Annotated in this window: 21 protein-coding genes; 7 read left to right on the forward strand and 14 right to left on the reverse strand. The window is 65.6% G+C overall.

What is annotated here, in order from left to right:
* Window positions 1-15 precede the first annotated feature (15 nt).
* From DMX06_RS12915 to xthA, 3 genes are all read right to left on the reverse strand, one after another.
* Window positions 16-1,680: a cyclic peptide export ABC transporter gene (locus DMX06_RS12915; RefSeq protein ID WP_110737613.1), complete on the reverse strand. Its 1,665-nt coding sequence runs from the start codon at window positions 1,678-1,680 to the stop codon at window positions 16-18.
* A gap of 130 nt (window positions 1,681-1,810) precedes the next feature.
* Window positions 1,811-2,689 (reverse strand): formylglycine-generating enzyme family protein, encoded by an 879-nt coding sequence (locus tag DMX06_RS12920; RefSeq protein ID WP_110737615.1) that lies wholly within the window; start codon window positions 2,687-2,689, stop codon window positions 1,811-1,813.
* 197 nt (window positions 2,690-2,886) lie between these two features.
* A complete protein-coding gene (xthA, locus tag DMX06_RS12925) occupies window positions 2,887-3,699 on the reverse strand; it encodes an exodeoxyribonuclease III (protein WP_110737617.1) in 813 nt (270 codons plus the stop codon).
* Window positions 3,700-3,862: 163 nt separating this feature from the next.
* Between xthA and DMX06_RS12930 the strand changes: the two genes are divergently transcribed.
* From DMX06_RS12930 to DMX06_RS12940, 3 genes are read left to right on the forward strand one after another with little or no spacing between them, the layout of a single operon-like run.
* The gene (locus tag DMX06_RS12930; protein WP_110737619.1) at window positions 3,863-4,513 is read left to right on the forward strand and encodes a GNAT family N-acetyltransferase; all 651 of its coding nucleotides are present in this window, start codon (window positions 3,863-3,865) and stop codon (window positions 4,511-4,513) included.
* Between the two features lie 53 nt (window positions 4,514-4,566).
* Window positions 4,567-6,309, forward strand: coding sequence for an autotransporter assembly complex protein TamA (locus tag DMX06_RS12935; RefSeq protein WP_110737621.1), 1,743 nt, complete (start codon window positions 4,567-4,569; stop codon window positions 6,307-6,309).
* The gene (locus tag DMX06_RS12940) at window positions 6,306-9,980 is read left to right on the forward strand and encodes a translocation/assembly module TamB domain-containing protein (RefSeq protein ID WP_110737623.1); all 3,675 of its coding nucleotides are present in this window, start codon (window positions 6,306-6,308) and stop codon (window positions 9,978-9,980) included. Before DMX06_RS12935 ends, DMX06_RS12940 begins: the two co-directional genes overlap by 4 nt.
* 18 nt (window positions 9,981-9,998) lie before the next feature.
* On the opposite strand, the gene DMX06_RS12945 is transcribed toward DMX06_RS12940, so the two are convergent.
* Window positions 9,999-10,379, reverse strand: coding sequence for a Mor transcription activator family protein (locus tag DMX06_RS12945; protein ID WP_110737625.1), 381 nt, complete (start codon window positions 10,377-10,379; stop codon window positions 9,999-10,001).
* 435 nt (window positions 10,380-10,814) lie between these two features.
* Here DMX06_RS12945 and DMX06_RS12950 point away from each other — a divergent pair, with 435 nt between their 5' ends.
* Entirely contained in the window at window positions 10,815-11,003 is a 189-nt protein-coding gene (locus tag DMX06_RS12950) for a hypothetical protein (protein WP_011533313.1), read from the forward strand.
* Between the two features lie 36 nt (window positions 11,004-11,039).
* Here DMX06_RS12950 and DMX06_RS12955 read toward each other — a convergent pair whose 3' ends face one another.
* A complete protein-coding gene (locus DMX06_RS12955) occupies window positions 11,040-11,402 on the reverse strand; it encodes a fe2+ zn2+ uptake regulation protein (protein WP_110737627.1) in 363 nt (120 codons plus the stop codon).
* 199 nt (window positions 11,403-11,601) lie between these two features.
* Between DMX06_RS12955 and pvdQ the strand changes: the two genes are divergently transcribed.
* On the forward strand, window positions 11,602-13,908 hold the full coding sequence (pvdQ, locus tag DMX06_RS12960; RefSeq protein ID WP_375538097.1) for a bifunctional acylase PvdQ: 2,307 nt from the start codon (window positions 11,602-11,604) through the stop codon (window positions 13,906-13,908).
* Window positions 13,909-14,058: 150 nt separating this feature from the next.
* Here pvdQ and DMX06_RS12965 read toward each other — a convergent pair whose 3' ends face one another.
* The gene (locus DMX06_RS12965; RefSeq protein WP_110737630.1) at window positions 14,059-14,781 is read right to left on the reverse strand and encodes a UDP-2,3-diacylglucosamine diphosphatase; all 723 of its coding nucleotides are present in this window, start codon (window positions 14,779-14,781) and stop codon (window positions 14,059-14,061) included.
* Complete coding sequence (locus DMX06_RS12970; protein ID WP_110699387.1) at window positions 14,778-15,281, reverse strand: peptidylprolyl isomerase; 504 nt, start codon at window positions 15,279-15,281, stop codon at window positions 14,778-14,780. Before DMX06_RS12970 ends, DMX06_RS12965 begins: the two co-directional genes overlap by 4 nt.
* Window positions 15,282-15,541: 260 nt before the next feature.
* Between DMX06_RS12970 and DMX06_RS12975 the strand changes: the two genes are divergently transcribed.
* On the forward strand, window positions 15,542-17,245 hold the full coding sequence (locus DMX06_RS12975; protein WP_096049959.1) for a glutamine--tRNA ligase/YqeY domain fusion protein: 1,704 nt from the start codon (window positions 15,542-15,544) through the stop codon (window positions 17,243-17,245).
* 9 nt (window positions 17,246-17,254) lie between these two features.
* Window positions 17,255-18,637 (forward strand): cysteine--tRNA ligase, encoded by a 1,383-nt coding sequence (gene cysS, locus DMX06_RS12980; protein ID WP_110737632.1) that lies wholly within the window; start codon window positions 17,255-17,257, stop codon window positions 18,635-18,637.
* 70 nt (window positions 18,638-18,707) lie between these two features.
* Here the strand turns inward: cysS and DMX06_RS12985 are convergent, their stop codons facing one another.
* From DMX06_RS12985 to DMX06_RS13010, 7 genes are all read right to left on the reverse strand, one after another.
* Window positions 18,708-20,090 carry a sensor histidine kinase gene (locus tag DMX06_RS12985; RefSeq protein WP_110737634.1) on the reverse strand — a complete coding sequence of 461 codons (1,383 nt, stop codon included), beginning with the start codon at window positions 20,088-20,090 and terminating at the stop codon, window positions 18,708-18,710.
* Complete coding sequence (locus DMX06_RS12990; protein WP_050706019.1) at window positions 20,068-20,748, reverse strand: response regulator transcription factor; 681 nt, start codon at window positions 20,746-20,748, stop codon at window positions 20,068-20,070. Before DMX06_RS12990 ends, DMX06_RS12985 begins: the two co-directional genes overlap by 23 nt.
* Before the next feature lie 156 nt (window positions 20,749-20,904).
* Entirely contained in the window at window positions 20,905-21,924 is a 1,020-nt protein-coding gene (locus DMX06_RS12995) for a branched-chain amino acid aminotransferase (RefSeq protein ID WP_028690746.1), read from the reverse strand.
* A 125-nt stretch (window positions 21,925-22,049) separates the two neighbouring features.
* Window positions 22,050-22,292: a hypothetical protein gene (locus DMX06_RS13000; RefSeq protein ID WP_110737636.1), complete on the reverse strand. Its 243-nt coding sequence runs from the start codon at window positions 22,290-22,292 to the stop codon at window positions 22,050-22,052.
* A gap of 133 nt (window positions 22,293-22,425) precedes the next feature.
* Window positions 22,426-22,770: a hypothetical protein gene (locus DMX06_RS26125; RefSeq protein ID WP_146232205.1), complete on the reverse strand. Its 345-nt coding sequence runs from the start codon at window positions 22,768-22,770 to the stop codon at window positions 22,426-22,428.
* A gap of 137 nt (window positions 22,771-22,907) precedes the next feature.
* Window positions 22,908-24,488 carry an ATP-binding cassette domain-containing protein gene (locus DMX06_RS13005; RefSeq protein WP_110737638.1) on the reverse strand — a complete coding sequence of 527 codons (1,581 nt, stop codon included), beginning with the start codon at window positions 24,486-24,488 and terminating at the stop codon, window positions 22,908-22,910.
* Window positions 24,489-24,689: 201 nt separating this feature from the next.
* Window positions 24,690-26,123 carry a glutamine synthetase family protein gene (locus DMX06_RS13010; protein ID WP_110737640.1) on the reverse strand — a complete coding sequence of 478 codons (1,434 nt, stop codon included), beginning with the start codon at window positions 26,121-26,123 and terminating at the stop codon, window positions 24,690-24,692.
* Window positions 26,124-26,197: the final 74 nt, after the last annotated feature.

The raw sequence follows: 26,197 nt of genomic DNA on the forward strand, positions 1-26,197 counted from the left end.
CGCCCGCGAGAGGGGTCAGGCGGGCAGGGCGGGTTCCTGGTTGCGTTCGACCAGGATCTTGCCGCTGTGCATGCGCACCAGCTGGTCGGCCACCGGGAAGTAGCGGTCGTCGTGGGAGATGACGATGATGGTCTTGCCCTGCTGCTTCAGCTCCGGCAGCAGTTCGGTGTAGAACACCCGGCGGAAGGCCGGGTCCTGGTCGGCGGCCCATTCATCGAACACCAGCACCGGGCGCTGGTCGAGCCAGGCGTTGATCAGCGCCAGGCGCTTGCGCTGGCCGGTGGACAGGTCGGTGGTGGTGAAGCTGCCGTCGCGGATCCCGACCTTGTGGGCGATGTCCAGGCGTTCGAGGTATTTGGCAGCCTCCAGTGGCAGCTCGGCCAATCCGGGCAGCGGTTCGTCGAACAGGTAGTAGTCGGCGAAGATGGTAGTGAACAGCTGGCGATAGTCGTCCAGGTGCTGCGGTGTGACCGTCTCGCCGTTGAGGCGAACCTCGCCCTGCTGCGGGGTGTACAGGCCCAGCAGCAGCTTGATCAGTGTGGTCTTGCCGCAGCCGTTCTCGCCGACGATGAAGACGATGTCGCCCTGGCGGATGGTCAGGTCCACCGGGCCCAGGTGGAACGGCTGGCTGCCCTCGACCTGGGGGTAGTCGTAGCGCAGCTGGCGCAGCTCGATGGAGGCGACCTCGGTCACCTGCGGTGTGCGGTCGCTGACCAGCAGGTGCGGTTCGGGCGACGAGAAACGCCGGGACAGCTCGGCGATGCGGCGCAGGGCGATCTGCGCCCGGCTGATGCTCGGCAGGTTGTTGATCAGCTGTTCCAGGGGCCCCTTCATGTACAGCATCACCAGCACGAAGCCGCCCAGCACGGTGCGGTCGGTGCTCGGCCACAGGGCCTGGAAGGCGATGGCGATGCCGATCACCGCGAAGAACAGCATCGAGCCGAAGGTCTCGGCGCTGACGAAGATGTTCGCCGCGCGAATGTTGGCCTTGCTGATGCGCTCGGTGGCGCCATGGATCAGATGGTCGTGCATGTGCTGGCGGCGCCTGCGCTGGATACGCAGTTCCTTGGCGCCGCCGGAGAGGGCCTGGTAGTGCTTCTGCAGCTCGTCTTCGTTGTTGCGCGCGGTGAGGATGTTGTTCATGCCGTAACGGTGGGCGAGGAACTGCGCGCCGGTGCCGATCACCACGGTCAGCGCGGTGACCAGCAGGATCTGCCAGGACAGCAGTGCCAGGTAGGACAGGCAGCCGAGGGTGACGGTGAAGGCGATGACCATCGGCGCCACCGACAGGGCGAAGGCGCTGATGGTGCTCACGTCGTTGAGCAGCACCGGGATCAGACGGTGGGCGCGGTAGCGCTCCAGTTGCGCGATCGGCGCCACCAGTACCTTGGCGGACAGCTCGCGGCGCAGTCGCGCCACCACCTTCTGCCCGACGTAGTTGGTCAGCAGGTTCGAGCCGGTGGAGCAGGCTAGAGTCAGTACGCACAGGCCGCCGAACAGCAGGGCGGTGCGGGTGTCCGGCCCGCCCACGGCGTTCATCGCGCTGTTGATGGTGGCCAGCAGGGCGGTGACACTCAGGCCGCTGACCACGCCGAGGGCCGCCGAAAGCGCGACCAGCATCCAGAACGGCTTGAGTATCCGCAGGGTTTCCTGGGCGAGGCTGGGGGTCTTGGACGTCATGGAGTCATCTCGTGAGTATTCGTTGGCGCAGGGCGGCGGACCAGGCCCTGATCTTGGTAGACGAGAGGGTTTTGCGCGGATTTAGTGGCGAGGTGGATCCGGCGCCGGGGGCGCCGGAGGCGGGGAGAGCTTAGAGTTCGCGGGCGACGCGGAATCCGATCCAGTCGCCGCGCAGGGTGGAACTGCGCTCGTTGCGGTTGCCCGAGCGGGAGAAGATCGGTGCCTCGGTGTAGTCGTTGCCGCGGATCACCCGGCGATCCTCGCATTCGCTGCTGTTGGCCTGCGGGCTGCCGTCGGTGGGGGCGGTGGCGTAGCTGTCGACGTAGCAGTCGCGGGTCCACTCGTAGACGTTGCCGTGGCCGTCGTAGACGCCGAAGGCGTTGGGCGGGAAGCTGCCGACGGGCGATGTGAAGGAGAAACCGTCCGTGGGGCCGTAGGTGTTGGCGTGCTTGGAGATCTGGTACTTCTGCTCGTCGTTGTCATCGAGTGGGAAGGGGAACGGCCCGGTGCTGCCGCCGCGCACGGCGTACTCGCGCTGGGACTCGCTGAGCACCTTGTAGACCTTGCCGGTCTTCTTCGACAGCCATGCGGCGTAGGCCTCGGCCTCGTGGAAGTTCAGGCACACGGCGGGCTGGCGGTCACCCTGCTGGTAGCGCGGCACGCCGGCGATGCACTCGCGGCCCGGGCGGGTGTCGCCGTTTGGGACCTTGTAGCCGCTGGCCTTGAGGTAGGCTTTCCATTCTCCATTGGTGATCTGGTAGCGGCTGACGGCGAAGGCCTTCTTGAAGGTTACCTCGTGCAACGGGCCTTCGTCGTCCTGGCGGCCCTTTTCGTCATCCGGGGTACCCATCATGAAGCTGCCGGCGGGCAGCACCACCATTTCCGGGCAGGTCTTGGCGCAGTCGCGGAACACCGTGCCGGGTTTGTGCGCGGGCGCCGCGGCCAGGGCCGGCAGGCTGCAGGCGACCAGCAGGGCGGCCAGGGTGAGGCGGTTCAGGGGTGCGGTCATGGGGAAGCCTTGTTCAGGGTTGCTGGGCAGACAGCGGGAGTTCGTGCTGAAGGACGAAATGAACGAGGCGATGTTTAAGGGGGATTTGTGTAAGTGTTTGACGAGAGAGGTGTGGCGCCTATGAGATCGAGCGCCGCGCGGGCGGCGCTCGATCTCGAGGGCGCTGCAAGGCTAGAGTCAAGCGCTAGCGGCTCAACTCAGCCCAACTCAAGCCAGATCGGCGCATGGTCCGAAGGCTTCTCCATCCCCCTCAGCTCATAGTCGACCCCGGCGGCCTTGATCCGCGGCAGCAAGCCCTGGGAGGTCATGATCAGATCGATGCGCAGGCCGCGCTTGGGCTCGTCCTCGAAGCCACGGCTGCGGTAGTCGAACCAGCTGAAACGGTCGGCCACTTCCGGGTGCAGGTGGCGGAAGCTGTCGACCAGGCCCCAGCCCTTGAGCCGCTCCATCCATTCGCGTTCCTCGGGCAGGAAGCTGCACTTGCCGGTCTTCAGCCAGCGCTTGGCGTTGTCCGCGCCGATGCCGATGTCGCAGTCCTGAGGCGAGATGTTCAGGTCGCCCATCACCACCAACGGCTGGCTGTTCTGGAACTGGTCTTCCAGCAGCGCCTGCAGGTCGCTGTAGAAGCGCTGCTTGGCCGGGAACTTGGTGGGGTGGTCGCGGCTCTCGCCCTGGGGGAAGTAACCGTTCATGACCGTAATCGGCGTACCGTCGGCATCGGCGAAGGTGCCCCAGATGAAGCGGCGCTGGGCGTCCTCTTCGTCGCCGGCGAAGCCCTTGGACAACGACAGCGGCGCCTGGCGCGAGAGCAGGGCGACGCCATAGTGGCCCTTTTGGCCATGGTAGTGCACCTGGTAGCCGAGCGCCTCGACGTCGGCCAACGGGAATTGCTCGTCGCTGACCTTGGTTTCCTGCAGGCCGATCACGTCCGGCTGGTGTTTGTCGATCAGTGCCGCCAGCTGGTGCAGGCGGGCGCGCAGGCCATTGATGTTGAACGAGACGATCTTCATGGAAAGACGATCCTGGTAAAAGCCACGGATGCTAGCCGACATCGCCGGCCACAGCCAGCATGGCGCCGTGCGTCGGGCGCTGCTAACGTGCTGGAGGCGGTGAACCCAGCGCCGGAATCTGGCTCCAAGGCACTGTACGCCCATTCCAGGAGGACTGCCCGCAATGCCTGACGTCATCGCCGCCCCGGCCCGTATCTGCCTGCTCGACGCCGGCTACGCCCGTGAGGCGCGCTCGCTGCTCTACCATGCCTATCGCCACGAGCCGACCTTCGCCTGGCTGTTCGAGGGCCAGCGCCCTGGCTACGAGCGCCGCCTGCGGGTGATGGTGCGCGAATGGGTGCGCCAGCACTTCTATCTGCAACTGCCGGCGATCGGCCTGCTGCTGGAAGACCGCCTGATCGGCCTGGCGCTGATCGTGCCGCCGCAGCGGCGCCTGGGCGTGGCCGACAGCTGGGCTTGGCGCCTGCGCATGATCCTCGGTACCGGGCTGCGTTGCACCCGGCGCTACCTGGACTACCAGGCCGCGCTGGCCGGCTGCCTGCCGGGCGACAATGTCCATGTCCTGCCGCTGCTGGGCGTGCACCCGCAGTTCCAGGGCCAGCATTACGGTGAGCAACTGCTCCAGGCGGTGCACGACTGGTGCGCGGAAGACGCCAGTACCGAAGGTGTGGTGCTGGACACCGGCAATGCGCACTACCTGGCGTTCTACCAGCGCCAGGGCTATGAGGAGATCGGCGAGATCGCGGTGGGGCCGATCAGGGAACGGGTGTTCTTCCACCCCAATCCCCGCTCATCCAGGGCGGCGAACCTGTGACAGGCGTTTGCCGACAGCCCTCTTGACCCCTTTGCTCTGGTAGCATGCCGCGCATGACGTATTCAGGAAGACTTGGCTGGGGCCTGCTGTTGTTGGCCGCCAGCTCCATGGCATGGGCGCAGAGCGAATTGCTGGTGCGGGTAAAACCCGCCAACAAGGCGCTCAAGTCCAATATCGAAGGGTATATCGGCAGCCTGGGTGAGCGCGACGAAGAGGCCCTGCTGCGCTTCAGTAGGGGCGCCGAGGAGCAGACGCGCAAGGCGGCCCAGGCCCTGGGCTACTATCAGGCGCGGGTCGAGACCGAGGTCAAGGCACCGGGGGGCAACGACAAACCCGCGCAACTGATCATCCGGGTCGAGCCCGGGGAGCCTGTGCGCCTGCGCAACGTGACCGTGCGCATCGACGGGCCGGCCAGCGAACTCAAGGTCTTTCGCATCCCCGACAGCAAGGCGCTGCGCCCGGGCGAGCAGCTCAACCACGGCACCTACGAGGATGCCAAGCGGCTGATCCAGAACCAGGCGTCGCGCTACGGCTTCTTTGCCGGGCGCTTCGAGCGCCAGCGTCTGGCGGTGGACCCGCAGGCCGGTGTGGCCGACATCGAACTGGTCTACCAGAGCGGCCCGCGCTACCGCCTCGGCGCGGTGACCTTCGGCGGCGACGCGCCGCTGGACAACGACTTGCTGCAACGCATGGTATCGTTCAAACCCGGCACGCCCTACGACTCGGAACTGATCGCCGAACTCAACAACGACCTGCAATCGAGCGGCTACTTCGACAGCGTGCGCGTGGACGCTGCGCCCACCGCCGCGGTGGGCGAGGACATCCCGGTGGATGTGCGCCTCGATACCCGCAAGCCGCGCACCCTGGGCCTGGGCCTGGGCTTTTCCACCGACGTCGGGCCGCGGGGCAAGGCCAACTGGACCCGGCACTGGGTCAACCCGCAGGGGCACAGCTACGGCTGGGAGACCGAACTGTCGGCGCCCCGGCAGAACGTCGGGCTGTGGTACGACATCCCGCTGGACCCGCCGCTCACCGACAAGCTGCGCTTCGCCGGCGGCTACCAGAACGAGGAAATTTCCGGTACCGACACCTTGAGCAAGCTGCTCACCGTCGGCCCCGAGTGGCACAGCAAGCTGCCCAGTGGCTGGCAGCGCGTGATCTCGCTCAAGTACCAACGCGAGGAATACCGCCTGGGCGACGACTCGGGCCTGAGCAACCTGCTGATGTCGGGCGTCAGCTTCTCGTATTTGCGCAGCGACAACCGCATCGATCCGCACAACGGCTACCGCCTGCAGTTCGACCTGCAAGCGGCCAAGGAGGGCCTGGGTTCGGACACCAACCTGATCCATGGCAACGTCTTGCTCAAGGGCCTGACCACCCTGGGTAAGAACCATCGCTTCCTTGGTCGCGTGCAGTTCGGCGGCAGCGCCACCAACGGCTACCAGCAGAACATCCCGCCGTCGCTGCGTTTCTTCGCCGGTGGCGACCAGAGCGTGCGCGGCTACGACTACCAGTCGCTGTCGCCGAAGAACAACCAGGGCGACCGCATCGGCGGCCGCTACCTGGTGGCCGGCAGCGCCGAGTACCAGTATTCGATCGCGGAAAAATGGCGCTTGGCGACCTTCGTCGACCAGGGCAACTCGTTCAATTCGCTGGAATTTCCAAGCCTCAAGACCGGTGTCGGCATCGGCGTGCGCTGGGTGTCGCCGGTCGGGCCGCTGCGCCTGGACCTGGCCCGCGCGCTGGATGATGACGGTGGTTTTCGCTTGCACTTCTCCATGGGGCCAGAGCTGTGATGCGTGTGTTCAAAACGACCCTGCTGGTGCTGGCGGGCCTGCTGATGCTGATCGTCCTGGCGCTGGGGCTGGTGCTCGGCACCCAGGCGGGCAGCCGCTGGGCGCTGGCGCGGGTGCCGGGGCTCGAGGTCAGCGATTTTACCGGGCGCCTTGGCGGCAGCTGGCAGGCCAGCCTGCTGCGCTGGTCCGCCGGCGACGATCGGGTCGAGCTGCTGGCGCCGCAACTGGCCTGGTCGCCGGCCTGCCTGCTGCGTGCCACCCTGTGCGTCAAGCACCTGCAGGCCGAGCGCATCGACATGGCCTTTGCGCCGGGTGAAGACCAGCCCGACAGCGGCCCGTTGCAATTGCCGGCGCTGAACCTGCCACTGGCCATCGAGCTGGGCGAGGTCAAGGTGGGCCGGTTGCGCCTGGATGGCAGTGACCTGCTGGGTGACCTGAGCCTGGCCGCGCACTGGACCGCGAGCGGCCTGCGGGTGGACAGCCTGCAACTGCGCCGGGACGATCTGCACCTGGACGTTCAGGGCGACCTGACGCCCCAGGGTGACTGGCCACTGCAACTGCAGGGCACGCTGCAACTGCCGGCGGTGGATGGCAAACCGTGGCAGCTGGCGTTGAATGCCAAGGGCGAGCTGCAGAAGACCCTCGTCATCGAGGCCACCAGCAGCGGTTACCTGGATGCCCGGTTGAACGGTGAATTGCAGGCCCTGGCCGAGCACCTGCCGGCCCGCCTGAGCATCCGCTCGGAGGCCTTCAAGTCCGCCGGCGAGTTGCCCGACACCCTGCAGTTGAACCAGCTCAAGCTCGATGCCCAGGGCGATCTGCTCAAGGGTTACCAACTCTCGGGCTCGGCCACCTTGCCCGCCGAGCAAGGGCCGGTGGGCCTGGTGCTGGCCGGCAAGGTGGACGCCAAGGGTGCCCGGATTGATGCCCTGGACCTCAACGCCAGCGACACGCAGCGGCTCAAGCTGCAGGCCAGCGCCGACTGGCAGAAGGGCCTGAGCGCCGACGCCAGCCTCGACTGGCTGGACTTCCCCTGGTTGCGCCTGTATCCGCTGGAGCAGGCGCCCCAAGTCACCCTCAAGCGCTTCAACGCCCAGGTGCAGTACCGCGACGGCAACTACAAGGGCGCGTTCAACGGCGACCTGGACGGCCCGGCAGGCGCCTTCAGCCTGGCCAGCCCGTTCGAGGGCGACCTGGGCCAGGTACGCCTGCCGCAGCTGCTGCTCAGCGCGGGGCAGGGCAAGGCGGCCGGTAGTGTCGCCTTACGCTTTGCCGACACCCTGGCCTGGGATGTCGACCTGCAATTGTCGGCGCTGGACCCGGCCTATTGGCTGGCGGAGCTGCCGGGCACCCTGGCCGGGCCACTGCGCAGCCAGGGCGAGTTGAAGCACGAGCAACTGGCGCTCAAGGCGCAGTTGGACCTCAAGGGTCGCCTTCGCGGCCAGCCGGCGCTGGTCAAGGTCGACGCCGAGGGCGCCGGTGAGCGCTGGACCCTGGGCAGCCTGACGGTGCAGTTGGGTAACAATCGCATCAGCGGCAGCGCCAGCCTGCAGCAGCGCCTGGCCGGGCGTATCGACCTCGACCTGCCGCGCCTGGGCCAGCTCTGGCCGCAACTGCAAGGGCAGGCCAAGGGCCGCCTGGACCTGGCCGGTACCCTGGCCGCGCCCCAGGGCACCCTGGCCCTGCAGGGCCAGCAACTGGGCCAGGCCGACAACCGCGTGCAGCGCCTGGACCTCGACGCGCGACTGGACAGCGCCCAGCGCGGCCAGCTGACGCTCAAGGCCGGCGGGATCCGCCTGGGGGACACCGCCCTGGGCAGCCTCGATGTGCAAGGCAAGGGCGATATCCGCCAGCAGGCTGCGACACTGGCCCTCGACGGCCCGCAACTCAAGCTCGACCTGGCGCTGGACGGCGCGCTGAACAAGGGCGACTGGCGCGGTCGCCTGGCCAGCGGTCGCATCCAGGCCGGCGGGCAGGACTGGCAGTTGCAGGCCCCGGCGCGCCTGCAACGGCTGGCCAGCGGCCAGCTCGACTTCGGTGCCCATTGCTGGCGTTCCGGCCAGGCCAGCCTGTGCGGCGAAGACCAGCGCCTGGTCCCGGAGCCGCGCCTGCGCTACCACCTCAAGCAGTTCCCGCTGGACAGCCTGGCGCAGTGGCTGCCCAAGGACTTCGCCTGGCAGGGCCTGCTCAACGCCGACATCAACCTCGACATCCCCGCCAGCGGCCCCAAGGGCAGCATCCGCATCGATGCCGGCGGCGGCACCCTGCGGGTGCGCGACAAGGACCGCTGGATCGACTTCCCCTACCAGGTGCTGCGTCTGGACAGCGCCTTGGCGCCGCGCCGGGTCGACACCCGCGTGGATTTCCGTGGCGAGCGCCTGGGCGAGCTGAGCCTGAATGCCCGCATCGACCCGCTGGGGCGCAACAAGCCGCTGTCCGGCGACTTCCGCCTGGCCGGGCTCGACCTGTCGGTCATCCGCCCGTTCCTGCCGATGGTCGAGCGCCTGGCCGGCCAACTCAATGGTAGCGGGCGTCTGTCGGGCAGCCTGCTGGCGCCCCAGGTCAATGGCAACCTTGCCTTGAGCGGTGGCGAAGTCAGCGGCGCGGAACTGCCGGTCAGCCTTGAGGACCTGTCGTTGCAGGCATTGATCGCCGGTGAGCAGGTGCAGTTGAGCGGCAACTGGCGCAGCGGCGCCGTCGGTCGTGGGCAACTGGCCGGCCACCTGACCTGGGGGCAGGCGCTGGGCATGGACCTGCGCCTGCAGGGCCAGCAGCTGCCGGTCAGCGTCGAGCCGTACGCGGCGCTTGAGGTTGCGCCCGACCTGACCATCCGCCTGCTGGACGACCGCCTGGCGGTGACCGGCAAGGTGCTGGTGCCCAAAGGCAAGATCACGGTGCGCGAGTTGCCGCCGTCGACGGTCAAGGTCTCGGACGACACGGTGATCGTCGGCCACCAGACCGAGCAGGGCAAGCCGCCGATGGCGGTGGCCATGGACATCGATGTCGAGGTCGGTAGCGAAAAACTGTCGTTCAAGGGCTTCGGCCTTACCGCCAACCTGCTTGGGCATGTGCATATCGGCGACAACCTCGACACCCGCGGGGAATTGAGCCTGGCTGACGGGCGCTATCGGCAGTATGGGCAGAATCTGACCATCCGCCGCGCGCGCCTGTTGTTCGCCGGGCCCATCGACCAGCCGTACCTGGACATCGAGGCCATTCGCCAGGTCGATGACGTGATTGCCGGCATCCGCTTGAGCGGCAGCGCCGAGCAGCCGACCACCAAGGTGTTCTCGGAGCCGGCGATGAGCCAGGAGCAGGCGTTGTCCTACCTGGTGCTGGGGCGGCCGTTGAACAGCTCCGGCGAGGACAACAACATGCTTGCCGAAGCGGCACTGGGCCTAGGCCTGATGGGCAGCGCCGGCTTGACCGGGGGGCTGGCTTCCAACCTGGGCATCGATGACTTTCAGCTCGACACCCAGGGCACGGGTAACAAGACCAGCGTGGTTGCCAGCGGCAACCTCACCGAGCGGCTGAGCCTGCGCTATGGCGTCGGGGTGTTCGAGCCGGCGAACACCATCGCCTTGCGCTACAAGCTCAGCAAGAAGGTCTACCTCGAGGCCGCCAGCGGCCTGGCCAGCTCGCTGGATATCTTCTACAAGCGCGATTTCTAAACCAGGTGGAGTGCCTGCTCAGCGGGCGTGGCACTCCTGGCGACGAATGTTGCCGATCTGTCGCAGACTCAGGCCGTACTTGTTGGCCAGCAGGCTGCGCGACAGCCCGCTGGCGCTTTCCTTCTGGATCTGCTGGTTGCGCAGCTGGCGCTGGAAGTGATCGGGCTTGGGGATTTCCAGGGCCAGGCCGGCGTAGCGTTCGATCAGCGCGTCGAGCGCCTCGGATGGCAGCATGTCGGCGAGCTTGCTGCGGTCACGATGCTTGGGAATGTACTTGGGGCGTCCGCCGAAGGCGCAGGTCAGGCGGTAGGCGCTGTCCAGGCCGACGCACTCGATCAGCGCCTGCAGCGATTGAGGCAGTTGGGTGATGTCGATATTGCTCAGGTCTGGCTTTTCCACGAAATGGTTCCTTCCGTCATGTAGGTTTGGCAGACGCCGAGGCCCGAATGGCTGCGGCGTGGTCAGCCACGGGTGGCGGTCCGAGTGGCGTGGTCCGATTTTCGAACAGCAGTGGAAAGGGTCGCTAGGCGCGAAGCGGACCGGAGCTTGTAGTCGCAACTGCCTACTGTTTGCGGGCAATCCTATAGCTTCAAGTAGGAAACGCCTTCACCCTTTGGCTGCAGGCCCCAAACCGTCTAGTGAAGGGGTTCCATGATGGCAGTTTGGGTGGATGACCCAGGCGTGCGCCCAGGGATATTCCGGGTGAGCCTGGGGAGGGCAGGGAAGTGCAGGGAAAAGATGAGGGCAGGAACTTCAGCGAGGGAAAAACGGGCGAGGTATCATGGCGTCGGCTCCGCTGGAGCCTCATGTCCCCGATGTCGCAAGGAAACTCCGATGACCCATGTGCAGCGCCTCAAATACTCGATCCTGATCATCCTGGTGGTCCTGGGGATCATGCTCGGCCTAAGCTACCTGCAGAAGCAGGGCACTATCAGCGAGCAGACGTTCCAGTACATCGCCATCGCCATCGCGGTGGTCGTGGTGGTGATCAACGGGATCCTGCGGCGCAAGGTCAAGCCCTGAGACGGGCGGGCCGGCATATCCTTGCCGGCCAGGCGCTCAACGCGAGACGGGTTGCTCGAGCACGGCCCAGGCCTGGGGGTTCAGGCTGTAGCACTTGTCGCTGCCCAGGCTGATGACGCCTTCGCTGCACAGGCGCTTGAGCACTTCGCGCACACTCAGGAACGACAGCGGAATGTCCAGTTGCTCGAGTTGCGCATGCACGCCGCGCACGCCGATGCTGCGGCCATTGCGCCCGGCGGTGTGCAGGGCGTCGATGACCTTCAGGCGGATCAGGCTGGTGCGCAGGCCGTAGGCGCGCAGCAGCTCGCGGATCTGTTCGTTGCCCACGCGTTCCTCCTGGGGGGCGGCGGCCTGGCCTGGGGCGGGCGGCGCCGATAGCGTTTGTTGCGGGTTGTACATGTGAATGCTCCTTTTCGTGGACTGTCCCGAAATCATGGGTGCCTCACATCTAAAGACGAATGAGATCGACAAAACTGCAACCCTCGGTGAAAAAAATCTGACACGTTCTGTTGAGGACGTTGCAGCCTCGCGTCGACCGTAAAATTTTCATCCGGCCATTCGTCTGTTCGGGATGACCCCGATAGCACGAGGAGTGCCTGTGATCCCTCTTCCCCTGTTCCGCCTGGGCCTCGCCGCCGCCCTGGTCGCCTCCAGCCTGGCCGTCCAGGCACGGGAGGTCGCCGACGAGGCCTCTGCGCAGATCCGCCGCACCAGCTTCGGTGTACCGCACATCCTGGCCAAGGACGAACGCGGCCTGGGCTACGGCATCGGCTACGCCTACGCCCAGGACAACCTGTGCCTGCTGGCCAACGAGGTGCTGACGGTCAATGGCGAGCGCTCGCGCTATTTTGGCGGCGACGGCAAGACGGTCGAGCAGCGCGACAACCTGTCCAGCGACCTGTTCTTTACCTGGCTCAACGAACCGGCGGCAGTGGATGCCTTCCTGCAGGCGCAGCCGGTGGCGGTGCGCGACCTGCTCGAAGGCTACGCCAGCGGCTACAACCGCGCCCTGGGCGAGCGGCGCACCGCAGGCCTGCCGACCGAATGCGGGGCAGGGGACTGGGTGCGGCCGATCAGCAGCCGCGACTTGGTCAAGCTGACCCGACGCCTGCTGGCCGAAGGCGGTGTCGGTCAGTTCGTCGAGGGGGTGGTGGCCGCGACCCCGCCGAAGCTGGCGGCGCAACGTCCGGCGGTCGATTACAGCGTGGCCCTCGCGCGCCAGGCGCAGTTCGCCGCCGAGCGTGGCAGCAATGCCGTGGCGGTGGGCAGCGAGCGTTCGGCCAACGGTCGCGGGCTGCTGCTGGCTAACCCGCATTTTCCTTGGGTCGGTGGCATGCGCTTCTACCAGATGCAGCTGACCATCCCCGGGCAGCTGGATGTGATGGGCGCGGCCCTGCCGGGCCTGCCGGTGGTCAATATCGGCTTCAACCGGCACCTGGCCTGGACCCACACCGTCGACACCTCGAAGCATTTCACCCTCTACCGCCTGCAGTTGGACCCCAAGGATGCGACCCGTTACCTGTATGACGGCCAGTCGCTGCCACTGGAGCGCAAGCCGCTCAAGGTCATGGTGAAGGGCGAAGACGGCACGCTGAGCGAGGTGCAACGCACGATCCACCTGTCGAAATTCGGCCCGGTGGTGCAGTGGCCAGGGCGGCTGGATTGGGATAACCAGGCGGCCTACAGCCTGCGCGACGCCAACCTGGACAATACCCGGGTCCTGCAGCAGTGGTACCGGATCAACCGCGCCGATAGCCTGCAAGCGCTGAAAGCGTCTGTAGGGCAGTTGCAGGGCATTCCCTGGGTCAACACACTGGCGGTGGATGCCGCTGGCCAGGCCTTGTACCTGAACCAGTCGGTGGTGCCCTATGTCGACCAGGCGCTGCTGGCGCAGTGCAGCAATCCGGCGGCTTCCGGCCCGCTGGTGGTGCTCGATGGCTCGCGCAGCGCCTGCCAGTGGAAGGTCGATGCGCAGGCGGCCCAGCCGGGGATCTTCCCGGCGAGCCTGCTGCCTAGCCTGGAACGGCGCGACTATGTGCAGCACGCCAACGATTCGGCGTGGATGGCCAACCCGGCCCAGCCGCTGACCGGTTTCTCGCCGCTGGTCAGCCGTGCCGACCAGCCCTTGGGCATGCGCAGCCGCTTTGCCCTGCAACGCCTGCAGGGCCGGGACAAGCTGGGTGTCGCCGAGCTGCAGCGCATGGTGTTCGATGACGAGGTGTACCAGGCCAGCCTGTTGCTGCCGGACCTGCTGCAGTGGTGCAAGGGTGTGGAGACGGATCTGGAATCAGTGTGCGCCAGCCTGCGCGACTGGAACGGCAAGGCCGACCTGGACAGCGGCGTCGGCCTGGTTCATTTCATGAACATCGCCGGCGCGTTGGCCGAGCACCCGCAAAGCTGGCGCGTGCCGTTCGACCCGGCCGACCCGCAGCACACGCCTCGCGGGCTGGCAGTGGAGCAGGCCGCGGTAGGCAAGCTGCTGCGCGAGGCGGCGTTGGCGTCGCTGGAACAGGTGGGCGAGGCAGGCATTGCCGCCGATCAGCGCTGGGGGCAGATCCAGCAGGCCGCCGATGGCACGCCGGTGCCCGGCGGTCCGCAGGCCCTGGGGGTCTACAACGCGATGGTCAGTGTGCCGGTGGGGCCGGGCAAGCGCCTGGTGGTCAGTGGTTCGAGCTATCTGCAGGTGGTCAGCTTCACCGAGCAGGGGCCACAGGCTCAGGGATTGCTGGCGTTCTCGCTGTCGAGCGAAAAGGCATCGGCGCATGCCGCCGACCAGACGCGGGCCTTTGCGGCCAAGCAACTGGCGCCGATCCCGTTCACCGAGGCGCAGATCAAGGCTGATCCGCAGTATCGGCAGTATGTGATCAGCGAGCGGGATAAGGGACGCGTGGTCATCGCCCAGTAATCAGGCGTCCTCTGTAGGAGCGGCCTTGTGCCGCGAAAGGGCTGCAAAGCAGCCCCGGCGATCTTTGCATAATCGCTGAAATCGGGGGTCGCATTGCGGCCCTTTCGCGACACAAGGCCGCTCCTACAGGGACCGCGCATGGGCGGTCGCTCAGGAAAACTCGAACGGCGCCAGCTGGAAGCCCTGTTCGTCCACCTGCAACGCCCAGCCCCGCCGGTCCCAGTCCCCCAGCACGATACGCCGCGCCGGCTGGCCGTCGACCACCAGCTTGTGCAGCGCCGGCCGGTGGGTGTGGCCATGGACCAGGGTGCGCACGCCGTGGGCGGCCATCACCTTGGGCACTTCCTCGGGGGTGACGTCGACGATCTCGGTGCTCTTCATGCGCACCTGGGTGCTGCTTTCGCTGCGCAGCTTGCGCGCCAGCTTCTGCCGCGTGCCCAGCGGCAGGTGCCGCAGGATCCACAGGGTCAGCGGGTTACGCAGGTAGCGGCGCAGCTTCATGTAGGCCACATCGCGAGTGCACAGGGTGTCGCCGTGCATCAGCAGCACCGCCTCGCCACCGAGCTCGACCACGCTGGGGTCGGCCAGCAGGGTGCAGCCGGCGGCCTCGCAGAACGCCTGGCCAATGAGGAAGTCGCGGTTGCCGTGCATCAGGTAGATCGCCGTGCCGCTGTCGCTCAAGCGGCGCAGGGCCTGGCAGATCGACTGCTGGAACGGCGTCATCGCATCGTCGCCGATCCAGGCCTCGAAGAAGTCACCGAGGATGTACAGCGCCTTGGCGTGGCGGGCGCGGCCGTCGAGCAGATCAAGAAACGCCCGGGTGATATCCGGGCGTTCTTCTTGCAGGTGCAGATCGGAGATCAGCAGTATCACTCAATGATCTCGGCTTTCTCGATGATCACGTCTTCCTTCGGCACGTCCTGGTGGCCAGACTTGGACCCGGTGGCGACTTTTTCGATGGCGTCGACAACCTCGGTGCCTTCGGTCACTTTACCGAACACGGCGTAGCCCCAGCCCTGGACATTCTTGCCGCTGTGGTTGAGGAAGTCGTTGTTCGAGGCGTTGATGAAGAACTGCGCGGAGGCCGAGTGCGGCTCCATGGTGCGGGCCATGGCGATGGTGTACTTATCGTTCTTCAGGCCGTTGTCGGCTTCGTTCTGGATGCTGGCACGCTTGTCGCGCTTCTCGTTCATGCCTGGCTCGAAGCCACCGCCCTGGATCATGAAGCCCTTGATCACACGGTGGAACACGACGTTGCTGTAGTGCCCGGCCTTCACATATTCGAGGAAGTTGGCCACGGTGATCGGGGCTTTTTCGTCATTCAGTTCAATGACGATATCGCCGTGGTTGGTGCTCAGTTTGACTTTGGACATGCTGAAATTCGCTCTTTCAAGGCATTCGGAAATAAGTGCGCGCAGGGCGCTCGGAGTACCTGACGCAGGATCAGGCAACCGCGACACAGGCCGCTGGGCCGCCATTGTGCCGGATTGCGCCGCCTCGGGGCGACAAAACGTGCCACTTTGTCGGCACTTTTGTGGGCACTTCGGCTGTCAGCAGCTTGACTGCTTCGGCTATGATAGGCCCTTTGATTCAATCGGCCTACCCGGGCCGGCTACCTGCATTCAAGGACACTATGAGCAAGCCCACTGCCGACAACGCGCCAAACGCCGCTGCCAAAGGCGCACCCGCCGTCCCTGTGAACTTCCTGCGGCCGATCGTCCAGGCCGACCTGGACTCGGGCAAGCACCAGAGCATCGTCACCCGCTTCCCGCCGGAGCCCAACGGTTACCTGCACATCGGCCACGCCAAGTCGATCTGCGTCAACTTCGGCCTGGCCAAGGAGTTCGGCGGCGTCTGCCACCTGCGTTTCGACGACACCAACCCGGCCAAGGAAGACCAGGAGTACATCGACTCCATCCAGCGTGACGTCAAATGGCTGGGCTTCGAGTGGGCGGGCCCGGTGCGCTATGCCTCGGACTACTTCGAACAGCTGCACGCCTGGGCCGTTGAACTGATCAAGTCGGGCAACGCCTATGTCTGCGACTTGACCCCCGAGCAGGCCAAGGAATACCGCGGCAGCCTGACCGAGGCCGGCAAGAACAGCCCGTTCCGCGAGCGCAGCGTCGAGGAGAACCTCGACCTGTTCGCGCGCATGAAGGCCGGCGAGTTCAAGGACGGCGAGCGCGTGCTGCGCGCCAAGATCGACATGGCCTCGCCGAACATGAACCTGCGCGACCCGATCCTGTACCGCATCCGTCATGCCCACCACCACCAGACCGGTGACAAGTGGTGCATCTACCCCAACTACGACTTCACCCACGGTCAGTCGGACGCCATCGAAGGCATCACTCACTCGATCTGCACCCTGGAGTTCGAAAGCCACCGTCCGCTGTACGACTGGTTCCTCGACAAGCTGCCGGTGCCGGCGCACCCGCGCCAGTACGAGTTCAGCCGCCTGAACCTGAACTACACCATCACCTCCAAGCGCAAGCTCAAGCAGCTGGTGGACGAAGGTCATGTCGAAGCCTGGGACGATCCGCGCATGTCGACGCTGTCGGGCTACCGCCGCCGCGGCTACACACCGGCCTCGATCCGCAACTTCTGCGAGATGATCGGCACCAACCGCTCCGACGGCGTGGTCGACATGGCGATGCTCGAGTTCAGCATCCGCGACGACCTCGACCGCACCGCGCCACGCGCCATGTGCGTGCTGCGCCCGCTGAAGGTGGTGATCACCAACTACCCCGAGGGCCAGGTCGAGCAGCTCGAACTGCCGCGCCATCCGAAGGAAGACATGGGCGTGCGCGTGCTGCCGTTCGCCCGCGAGCTGTACATTGACCGCGACGACTTCATGGAAGAGCCGCCCAAGGGCTACAAGCGCCTGGAGCCGGCCGGCGAAGTGCGTCTGCGCGGCAGCTATGTGATCCGTGCCGACGAGGCGATCAAGGACGCTGACGGCAACATCGTCGAACTGCGCTGCTCGTACGATCCGGACACCCTGGGCAAGAACCCCGAGGGCCGCAAGGTCAAGGGCGTGATTCACTGGGTGCCGGCGCAAGGCAGCGTCGAGTGCGAAGTGCGTCTGTACGACCGCCTGTTCCGCTCCGCCAACCCGGAGAAGACCGAAGACGGCGGCAGCTTCCTCGACAACATCAACCCCGATTCGCTGCAGGTGCTCAGCGGTTGTCGCGCGGAACCTTCCCTGGGCCAGGCCCAGCCAGAAGACCGCTTCCAGTTCGAGCGCGAAGGCTACTTCTGCGCCGACCTGAAAGACTCCCAGCCGGGTCGCCCGGTATTCAACCGGACCGTGACCCTGCGCGATTCGTGGGGCAGCTGAGGAACCTTCGTGCTTACCATCTACAACACGCTGAGCAAGACCAAGGAAATTTTCAAGCCGCTGGACGGCAACAAGGTGCGCATGTACGTGTGCGGCATGACCGTGTACGACTACTGCCACCTGGGCCACGGCCGCAGCATGGTGGCCTTCGACCTGGTCACCCGCTGGCTGCGCAAGAGCGGCTATGAGCTGACCTATGTGCGCAACATCACCGACATCGACGACAAGATCATCAATCGGGCGAACGAGAACGGCGAGTCGTTCGACGCGCTGACCGCCCGCATGATCGACGCGATGCACGAGGACGAGCGGCGCCTGAGCATCCTGCCGCCGGACCTGGAGCCGCGTGCCACCGACCATATCCCCGGCATGCACGCGATGATCCAGACCCTGATCGACAAGGGCTATGCCTACGCGCCGGGCAACGGCGACGTGTACTACCGGGTCGGCAAGTTCGTCGGCTATGGCAAGCTGTCGCGCAAGAAGATCGAAGACCTGCGCATCGGCGCTCGCATCGAGGTCGACGAGGCCAAGCAGGACCCGCTGGACTTCGTCCTGTGGAAGGGCGTCAAGCCCGGTGAGCCGTACTGGGATTCGCCGTGGGGCCCGGGTCGTCCAGGCTGGCACATCGAGTGCTCGGTGATGTCCACCTGCTGCCTGGGCGAGAGCTTCGACATCCACGGTGGCGGCAGCGACCTGGAGTTCCCGCACCACGAGAACGAGATCGCCCAGAGCGAGGCGGCCACCGGCAAGCAGTACGCCAACGCCTGGATGCACTGCGGCATGATCCGCATCAATGGCGAGAAGATGTCCAAGTCGTTGAACAACTTCTTCACCATCCGCGACGTGCTCGACAAGTACCACCCGGAAGTGGTGCGCTACCTGCTGGTGGCCAGCCACTACCGCAGCGCGATCAACTATTCCGAGGACAGCCTGCGCGACGCCAAGGGCGCGCTCGAGCGCTTCTACCACGCGCTGCGCGGCTTGCCGCGGGTCGCGGCCAAGGGTGGCGAGGCGTTCGTCGAGCGTTTCACCGTGGCGATGAACGACGATTTCGGCACGCCGGAAGCCTGCGCCGTGCTGTTTGACCTGGTGCGCGAGATCAACCGCCTGCGCGACAGCGACCCCGAGGCCGCCGCCGGCCTGGCGGGTCGTCTGCGCGAGCTGGGGGATGTGCTGGGTGTGCTGCAACTGGAAGCCGATGACTTCCTGCGTGCCGGTGCCGAGGGCAAGGTCGATGCCGCCGAAGTGGAGGCGCTGATCCAGGCGCGTCTGCAGGCGCGTACCGATAAGAACTGGGCCGAGTCCGACCGTATCCGCGACCAGCTGACCGCCATGGGCGTGGTGCTGGAAGACAGCAAGGGCACCACCACCTGGCGCCTGGCTGACTGATCGGCTCAAGCCCTGTCGCGGGGCAAGTCGCATCGGCGCAGCGCCGATGCGACTTGCCCCGCGATGCTTTTCAGGTTGCCCTGGTGCAATGCAGCACCAATTTGGCGCCACCCAGTTCGCTGGCCCCCACCTCCAATCCAAAGCCATGCAGGTCGACGATCGCCGCGACGATCGACAACCCCAGCCCGAACCCCGGGTGGCGATGGCCTTCCTCGCTGCGATAGAACCGCTTCAACACCGCCTCGCGCTCATCCGCCGGAATCCCCGGCCCGCTGTCCTCGACCGCGATATGCACGCCTTGATCGTCTTCGCTGGCAACGATGCGCACCTGGCCGCCTTGCGGGGTGAACTTGATGGCGTTGCCTACCAGGTTGGCCAGGGCCTCGAACAGCAATTCCCGATCGCCATGCAGGGCCGCCAGTTGCGCGGGCTGGCTCAGTTGCAGATGGATGCCGCCATCTTCGGCCAGTGGCAGGTAGAAGTCGTGCAGTTCTACCAGCAAGCCTTGTGGGTCGAGTTGCACGAAGCCGGCCCGGCGTTGGCGGTCTTCCAGTTCGCTGATACGCAACAGGCCACGGAAGCGTGCCATCAGCGTGTCGGTCTCGCCGATCGCCTGGTCCAGCGCCGCGCCTTCGGCGGAATCGGCGCCGCTCTGCTGGCGAATGCGATAGAGCTGCGCGCGCAGGCGGGTCAGGGGCGTGCGCAGGTCGTGGGCGATGTTGTCACAGACCCCCTTGACCTCGTGCATCAGCCTTTCGATGCGGTCGAGCATCGCGTTGACAATGGCAGCCAGCATGTCCAGTTCATCGCGGCGCACCGACACCGGCAGGCGGTGGGTCAGGTCACCGGCGACGATAAGTTCGGCCTGGGCCTGGATCGCCCGGATGCGTTTGAGCGGTCGGCGGCGCAGCAGGTACCAGCCGGCAAAGCCTGGAATCAGGGTCAGGGAAATGCCCCAGAGCAGCGCGTCGAGAATGATCCGGGTGACCACGAACAGCGAGCCGTTGTCGCGCACCAGTACCAGCCAGCGACCGTCCTGGACCTTGATCGCCACCGCGTCGCAGCTGTCGCGGGGCAGGTGCGGATCGTCGGCGTCCAGGCAACGCTTGAGCTCATGGACCTTGCCGTCCAGGCCGAGCTCCGGCGGGATGCTGCGGATGCGCCCGCCAATCGGGTTGAGCTGGGGGTCGAACAGGCCGTAGGCGTCGAAGCTGCGTTCCTCGAAGGCCTGGCTTGCGATCAGCGCGTCGTCCAGCTGCTTGCCGCTCATATGGGCGAACAGGTGCTGGCGTTGCAGCATGGAATGACGGGTGAGCTTGTTCAGGTAGCTGGTGACCTCGAAGTACAGCACCCCCATCAGGATGCTGCTCCAGGCCACGAACAGGAAGCTGTACAGCGCCAGCAGGCGGCTGGTGGAAGAACTCCAGCCCTTAGACGGGTTCGGCAATGGCATAGCCGGAGCCCCGCACGGTACGGATCAGCGGGTTCTGCCCGGGCGAGTCGATCTTCTTGCGCAGGCGGCCGATGTGCACGTCGATCAGGTTGGTGCCTGGGTCGAAGTGGTAGCCCCAGACTTCCTCGAAGATCATCATCCGGGTGATCACCTGGCCGGAGTGGCGCATCAGGTACTCGAGCAGCTTGTACTCGGTGGGCAGCAGGTTCAGCGCCTGCTCGCCGCGGCGCGCCTCGTGGCTGATCAGGTCCAGCTCGAGGTCGGCGACCTGCAGGCGGGTCTGGGTCATCGGCACGCTGTTGCGACGCAGTAGCACCTCGACCCGGGCGGCCATCTCGTCGGAGGCGAACGGCTTGGTCAGGTAGTCGTCGCCGCCGGCGCGCAGGCCGCGCACGCGCTCGTCGACGTCCGACAGGGCGCTGATCATCAGGATCGGCGTGGTGATCTTCAGGTTGCGCAGGGTGGTGACGATGGTCAGGCCATCGACCTCGGGCAGCATGCGGTCGAGGGTGATCAGGTCATAGCCGCCGGCGATGGCCTTGGCCAGGCCTTCACGGCCATTGTCGGCCCAGTCGACTTCCAGGCCGTGGCTGGACAGTTCGGCGACGATTTCCTGGGCGGTGACGGCGTCGTCTTCGATGGTCAGTACGCGAGGCATGCTGGTTCCTGGGCGGCGAGTGGAGACCTGATTGTGCCAAAGAATAGACAACCGGCGATTTAAGAAAAATTCATCTGGCTGCCCAGGGCCGTGAAAGCCAAGAAAAACGGGGCATGCCATTGCTGGCATACCCCGTCTTCACTGCAGGCTGAAGCCTCAGGCGACCTTGACGATCCAGCCCGCCGGGGCTTCGACGTCACCGCTCTGGATGCCGGTCAGCTCGGCGTAGAGCTTCTGGGTGACCGGGCCGACTTCGGTTTCGCTGTGGAACACATGCAGCTTGCCGTTGTACTGGATGCCGCCGATCGGGGTGATCACCGCGGCGGTGCCACAGGCGCCGGCTTCGACGAAGCGGTCGAGCTTGTCGATTTCCACGTCGCCTTCTATCACTTTCAGGCCCAGGCGCGATTCGGCCAGTTCCATCAGCGACAGGCGGGTGATGCCCGGCAGTACCGAGATCGACTTCGGCGTGACGAATTCGTTGTTGGCGGTGATGCCGAAGAAGTTGGCCGAACCGACTTCCTCGATCTTCTTGTGGGTCAGCGGATCGAGGTAGATGCAGTCGGCGAAGCCGGCTTTCTTGGCCTCGTAGCCCGGTTGCAGGCTGGCCGCGTAGTTGCCGCCGACCTTGGCCGCGCCGGTGCCTTGCGGGGCTGCGCGGTCGTAGTCGGAGATCAGGAACTTGTGCGGGGTCATGCCGCCCTTGAAGTAGGAACCGACCGGGATGGCGAAGACCGAGAAGATGAACTCGGGGGCGGTGCGCACGCCGATGTTGTCACCGGTGCCGATCACGAACGGACGCAGGTACAGCGCGCCCTTGCCGTGCGGCGGCACGAATTTTTCGTTGGCCTTGACCACCTGCTTGCAGGCTTCGATGAACTGTTCGGTCGAGACCCGTGGCATCAGCAGGCGGTCGCAGCTGCGCTGCATGCGCGCGGCGTTCTGGTCGGGGCGGAACAGGTTGATCGAACCGTCCTTGCAGCGGTAGGCCTTCAGGCCTTCGAAGCACTGCTGGCCATAGTGCAGGGCGGTGGAGCCTTCACTGATGTGCAGCACGTTGTCTTCGGTCAGGGTGCCCTTGTCCCACTCGCCGTTACGCCATACGGACAGGTAACGTTTGTCGGTCTTGATGTAGTCGAAACCCAGCTTGTCCCAGTTAATGCTTTCGTTACTCATGACACCCTCATTGCTCTGGCCCGAACACGGCGGGCTGCTTTTATATGCGCACCCCGCCACCATAATACATCCGGCGCGGATCGGGAACGGCCAGTCACACAATCCGCCGGGCGTGTATGTTCGGGTCAGTCGCTGTCGCGATGGCGATTACGATGAACGAACAGGCCTGAGCCTGTGCAGAGCAGAAATGTCACCCACATGGACCACTCTACATTCAGGTACAGACCCTGAGGTAGGAACCACCAAGCCAACACACCTGCGCCAAGCAGAGACAGCCCGGCCCATTTGCGGAGCTTTGCAGCGCGAAGGCTGTGGTGGAGCACGGCTGCTACAAGTGTGAGCAGTATCGCGGCGATGAAGGCGTTCATGGCTGTGCCTGGATAATCAGCGATTGGCTTGACCGTTGCGGTCCGATTCCTCCGCTGACAGTCGCCTCTATGTACACCATCCTGTCGCCCATGTGATAAGTCGGTAACCTGCTGCTTGCCAGCGGGCCGATGCTCACCCCAGCGCGGCGCCGGTTATTGGCGCGGCCAAGCCGACAGGTACGCCAATAGCTGTGCTGATTAGTGCACCGACGTGCCCGCGTTGGTCATTCAGTGCATCGCCTTGTGCTCTGGAGAGAGGTCGGGACACCATGATTCGCAGCGCACATGGTCGGTCGCCTGCTTGCATTCGATCGTAGATCCGGATCGCGGCATCGCTGATCTGGTAGCTGGCCTGACGAGCCGATGCAAAGTACAGCTTGCACAGGTGCGGTCGGTCTGCGGGGTGCACTGTCAGTGCATAGAGGTCGAATACTAGTCCATGTGTGGTAATGATCTGGCTGACGTTATCGAACTGCACATCCACCTTCCTTGGAATTTACCTTGGCCAGGTACATTGCCGTGCAGGGGGATGTTGCTAAAGATCCCGACTTCCGAATGATGTGTAGGAGGATTCTGAAGGTTGTCGGATGTTAGTCAGACATGTCTTTGCTGTACTCAGCCTAAACGCAGATAGTCCTCCAGAATCAGGTTTTCCAGAAAAACGTGGTCATGCGAGACCACCAGCAGCGCCCCCTTGAACTGGCGCAACAAGTGCTCCAGCGCCTCGAGCGACGGCAGGTCGAGGTGGTTGTTCGGCTCGTCGAGCAGCAGCAGGTCCAAAGGCTGTTCCCGGTACAGCACGGCAGCCAACGCGACCTTGAGCCGTTCGCCGCCACTGAGCAGGGCACCGGGCAGTGCGATGCGTGCCGCATTGATGCCCAGCTGCGCCAGCCGACGATGCAGTTCGTCGCGCTGCAGGCGAGGGTTGGCGGCGCGCAGGTGTTCCAGGGCGCTCTGTTGCGGTTCCAAGCGGCTGCCGTGCTGGTCGAGCAGGGCCACTTCGCCAGTCAGCCGCAGGCTGCCCGCGCGCGGCGCTAGTTCACCGGCCAGCACCCGCAGCAGGGTGGACTTGCCGCTACCGTTGTCGCCCACCACCCCCAGTCGCTGGCCCAGGCACAGGCGCATGTCCAGCACATCCGTCGTGCCCCGTGACAGGCACAAACCCTCCAGGGCCAGCACCTCGCGCCCCGTATGCCGTTGCGGCGTGGGGGCGTGCAGCATGATCGGCACCTCGCGTTCGACCTGACGCGCCGCCTGGCGCACTTGTTCGTCCAGGGCCGCCTTGGCATCCCGCAGCTCGCGGCGCTGGCGCCCGGCGGTGGCCTGGCTGCGCTGCTGCTGGCGGTCGAGCAGAATCTGCGCCTGGTTCGCCTGCTTGGCCTGGCGCCCGGCGCAGGCCTGGTGACGCTCGAGGTTCTCACGCTGACGTTGCAATGCCTGAGCCTGACGTTGGCGCTGCTGCTTGAGGCGCAGCAGTTCCTGCGCGGCCCGTTCGGCCTGCGCGGTGCTTTGCTGCCGGTAGAAGCCGAAATCGCCGCCATAGGCTCGCAAGCCAAGGGGCGACAATTCGACGATGCGTGCCATGTGCCCGAGCAGCGCCCGGTCGTGGCTGATCACCAGCAGGCCCTTGTCCCAGCCCTGGAGCATGTCCAGCAGCAGGGCCCTGGCGCTGCTGTCCAGGTGGTTGCTCGGCTCGTCGAGGATCAGGTAGTCGGCTTCGCTCAGCCAGGCACCGAGCAGCGCGACGCGCATGGCCTGGCCGCCGCTCAGGCGCTCGGCCGGGTAGTGCGGGTCGAGATGGCCCAGTCCATGGTGTTGCAGTTGCGCCTGTAGCCGCGCCCGAATGTCCCAGCGTTCGCCGACCGCGTCGAAGTCCTCCGGGTCGAGGCTGCCACGTTCGATCCGCTCGAGGGCGCGCAGCGTACCACCCACCTGGGCCAGGTCGGCGACGGTGGCGCTGTTGGCGATCACCTGTTGGTCGAGATGATGTACCCGGCCAAGGCGCAGGCAATATCCCTCGCTGGGCTCGCGTAGGCCGGCCAGCAGTTGCCCGAGCAGGCTCTTGCCCACGCCGTTGCGCCCGACCAGCCCGGTGTGGCGCAGGTCGAAGGATTCGTTGAGGTCGGTGAAAAGCGGTCTGCCATCGGGCAGGACCAGGGTGACGCTGTCCAGCGTCAGGATCGACGAGCTCGTCATGCACAACTCCACTCATGCCGCGACATCTCCGGTACGAGCCGGAGGCTGAAGACTGGCCGTCAGGTAGACGGCGGCATCAATGGCGCATTGGACGAACACCTCGCAGGGGGAATTGGGTGTAAAGGCTAGCCCAGCGGCAAGCGCTGGGCAACACCTGCGGATGCGTGCAGGGGACTGTTCGTCGGCAACCGATGGGTCCGTTCAAACGCGCAGCAACAGATGCTCGCGCTCCCAGGCGCTGATCACCTGGTGGTAGTTGCGCTGCTCGGTGCGTTTTACCGCCACGTACCCCTGCACGAACCTGTCGCCAAGGTACTCCCTGGCCAGGTCGCAAGCCTCCATTCGCACCAATGCTTCCTCCAGGGTGGCCGGCAGGCGCAATCCGCCACGGTCGTAGGCGCGGCCCTGGACCGGCGCGCTGGGGGCAACCTGCTCGAGCAGGCCGAGGTAGCCGCACAACAGGCTGGCGGCCATGGCCAGGTAGGGATTGGCATCGGCGCCGGGCAGGCGGTTCTCGACGCGCATGGCGGCCGCAGGCGCAGCCGGCACGCGCAGGCCGACCGTGCGGTTCTCCTCGCCCCATTCGACGTTGACCGGAGCGCAGGCGTCGGGCAGGAAGCGGCGGAACGCGTTCACGTTCGGGGCCAGCAACGGCAGCATTTGCGGCAGATACTTCTGCAAGCCACCGATATAGTGCAGCAGCCGTTCGCTGGGCGAGTCGTGGGCGCTGGCGAAGAGGTTGGTGCCGGTAGCCCTGTCCAGCACGCTCTGGTGGATGTGCATCGAGCTGCCGGGTTCATGGGCGATCGGCTTGGCCATGAAGGTTGCACTGATGCCATGGCGCAGCGCCGCTTCGCGCAGGGTGCGCTTGAACACGATCAACTGGTCGGCCAGGCGCAGCGGATCGCCGTGGTGGAAGTTGACCTCCATTTGCGCGGGGCCGCTCTCGTGCACCAGCGTGTCCAGATCCAGGCCCTGAAGGGCACACCAGTGATAGACGTCCTCGAACAGCCGGGCGAATTCGTGGGTGGCTTCGATTGAGAAACTCTGCCTACCGCTCTCCGCACGCCCTGAGCGGCCTTCAGGTGGCTGCAGTGGCAGGTCCGGGTCATGGCTGCGTTTGGTCAGGTAGAACTCCAGCTCCGGCGCGACCACCGGTTGCCAGCCGCTGTCGCTGTAGAGCGACAGTACGCGCTTGAGCACATTGCGCGGTGACAATTCAATGGGCTTGCCGTGCCTGTCGAGGCTGTCATGGATGACCATGGCGGTCGGCTCCGCCAGCCATGGCAGGCGATAGACGGCATGCGCGGCGGGGCGGCAGAACATGTCGATGCCGGATTCGTCCAGCAATGCGTAGAAGATCTCATCGTCGACGAAGTCGCCGGTCACCGTCTGCAGCAGCACGCTCTCCGGCAGGCGCATGCCGCCCTCGTCGAGAAAGCGGTCGAGGGAAGCGACCTTGCCGCGGACGATGCCGGAAAAGTCGCTGACCACGCACTCCACCTCGCTGATGCCCTGTTGCCTGAGCTGCTGCAAAAGTGGGTCGTTGGAGGTGTTTACAGCCACATCGAAAGGGGGCGTACTTTCATCCCGAATGCCAGCCCGCCCAGGCAGGGCGTTAACGTAAAGCGTCATGTTGCATACTCGATACGCCGAAGACCTGGCCAAGGGTATTGAGTTGAGTATCAAGTTGCTGTCAGTTTGCGGCT

Source organism: Pseudomonas mosselii (assembly GCF_003205295.1).
Classification (GTDB): domain Bacteria; phylum Pseudomonadota; class Gammaproteobacteria; order Pseudomonadales; family Pseudomonadaceae; genus Aquipseudomonas; species Aquipseudomonas mosselii_B.